1 protein-coding gene is annotated in these 1,832 nt (G+C 41.6%); it reads left to right on the forward strand.

Translation table 11 applies throughout. The features are described from left to right. Positions 1–268: 268 nt before the first annotated feature. Positions 269–1,540 carry an RNA-guided endonuclease IscB gene (gene iscB / locus F6K53_RS39490; protein ID WP_293085432.1) on the forward strand — a complete coding sequence of 424 codons (1,272 nt, stop codon included), beginning with the start codon at positions 269–271 and terminating at the stop codon, positions 1,538–1,540. Positions 1,541–1,832: the final 292 nt, after the last annotated feature.

Genomic DNA, 1,832 nt, shown 5'->3' on the forward strand with positions numbered 1-1,832 from the left:
CTTAACAGAAGCGTAAACAACTCGCCGCTAACTCACAACGCGAGTATAGCGGGAGCTTTAAAGCTCAAAGTTTACCAGTCTAAGCCTTTAGAGGGCTACGTTATTTTTAAGAGTTAAAGTTCCTACCTGGGGATGCGTAGCTAGTCCCCAGCTCTAGAACCCGGTCGTTAAACAGGTGTAGTTGAGTTAAGCCAGTGCGATTGGGAAAGTACCGAGAAATAACATTGACTAAGCTAACTTTACCCTGGCAACAGGAGGAAACACAATTATGCGTGTCTTTGTATTAAACAAAAATCGACAACCACTAGATCCATGTAGACCGGCAAGAGCCAGGATTTTATTATCAACTGGCAAGGCAAAGGTCTATCGCCGTTACCCATTCACTATAATCTTGACTGAGGAAATAATAGATCCAGTAACTCACGATCACAGAATCAAAATAGATCCTGGAGCAAAAACAAGCGGTTTTGCTATTTTTCAAGGAGAACGAGTGGTCTGGGGAGCCGAACTTATACATAGGGGTTTCCAGATCCGAGATTCTTTGACTTCTCGTAGGCAGCTAAGACGCAGCCGACGTAATCGCAAGACTCGATACCGCAAGCCCAGGTTTCTTAATAGAACCAGACCAAAAGGTTGGCTAGCTCCTAGCTTGATGTCTAGAGTTCAAAATATTGAAACTTGGACTAAGAAACTGATTAAATTATGTCCGGTCGCAGGCATTTCTCAAGAATTGGTTAAATTTGATACTCAAAAACTAGAAAACCCTGAAATATCTGGAATTGAGTATCAACAGGGCACACTTTACGGTTATGAACTTCGAGAATATTTACTCGAAAAATGGAATCGTAAATGTGCTTATTGTGGGACAACAGGAACTCAATTAGAAATTGAGCACATTAAACCCAAGTCCAAAGGTGGTTCTGATCGAGTTTCTAATTTAGCGATTGCATGTCACCCATGTAACCAGGCGAAATCTAATCAAGACATTGAACTTTTCTTGTCTAACAAGCCTAGTATCCTGAAACGCATACTGAGTAAAGCTAAACGCCCTCTGGCTGATGCGGCTTGTGTTAATTCAACCCGATGGAAGTTGTACCACGATCTCAAGTCAACAGGGCTACCTGTTGAAGTAGGTAGTGGCGGATTAACCAAATTCAATAGGTGTCGTCAAAATCTTCCGAAAACTCATTGGTTGGATGCGGCAAATGTCGGGAAAGTCGAAACATTGATTATCGAAGTAACCAATCCTTTGATAATAACCGCCAAAGGACATGGCACTCGTCAAATCTGTAGAACTAACAAATATGGCTTTCCCACTCGTCATTGCTCCAGAATCAAGTTTCATAAAGGTTTTCAGACAGGCGATATTGTTCGTGCCGTAGTCACCAAAGGCAAAAAAATCGGCACCTATGTCGGACGAGTCGCAACTAGAAAGTCAGGGTCTTTCAATATCTCAACTAAATCAGGATTAGTAGAGGGTATCAGTCACAAGTATTGTCAATTTATTCACAGAAAAGATGGTTATGCTTATACGACTTAGATCCTGTCCTCCCTTTCCTGAGTGCCATATAAACACCTGGGGGAACCCCAGGTGTTTATATGGCACGTCTCACCGCGTGCGTCAAAGATTATAGGCGGAGTCTCCAAGGAGGCGGACAGATGACCGAAGCGAATTCAGACTGATCAATGATGAATAATTCATGGTCATCAAATCAAGGTAATATTGATTCCGGTTAACGACTTATAAGTTTAGGGTTTGGGTTGGTGTTTTGTTAATTTAAATTTAAGAAAATTAACACTTAAATTAACACTTAACAAAATTCGCTCACCCC

This window comes from Moorena sp. SIO4A1 (assembly GCF_010672065.1).
Taxonomy (GTDB): Bacteria; Cyanobacteriota; Cyanobacteriia; order Cyanobacteriales; family Coleofasciculaceae; genus Moorena.